The following is a 413-nucleotide window of genomic DNA, read 5'->3' as shown; positions in this document are numbered from 1 at the left end:
TACCTGCTCCACCACCGCCAATTTAAAGGCCAGCGTGTAGTCGCGCTGCGTGCGTTTGACACTCGATTCCATGACACATGCCCTTTTGAAAGGTCCACGTGTCAACGCTGGGTAGGACGGGTCACAGGGCAGAAAAAAGCCGAGGCCCCGTGAGGGGCCTCGGCTTTTGAGCGTGAGACTGCGTCGGTGTGCCGACCGCAGTACCTGCCGCGCGAATTACATGGCGCTGAATTCGCCCGAAGGGATCTTGCCAGTGCGCAGGGCTTCAGCAGCCTGGGCGCGCACAGCAGCGCGGTCAGCCGTGGACGTGTAGGTCACCACACGCGAACCAGCGGGCTCGATGCTGCGGGTCTGGGCCACGGTGGCGGCTTCAGCGGCCACTTCGGCACGGGTGCGGTTCGTGTCGAACTTCA

At 63.2% G+C, this 413-nt stretch carries 1 protein-coding gene; it reads right to left on the bottom strand.

Annotated features, from left to right (window positions below; genetic code table 11):
• Nucleotides 1–216 precede the first annotated feature (216 nt).
• A partial coding sequence (locus NFX52_RS30495) for a hypothetical protein (protein ID WP_055392792.1) occupies nt 217–413 on the bottom strand: 197 nt, incomplete at its 5' end.

The sequence above is a fragment of the Acidovorax facilis genome (assembly GCF_023913775.1).
GTDB classification, from domain to species: domain Bacteria; phylum Pseudomonadota; class Gammaproteobacteria; order Burkholderiales; family Burkholderiaceae_C; genus Acidovorax; species Acidovorax facilis.
This window is presented reverse-complemented; position numbering and strand designations above follow the sequence as displayed.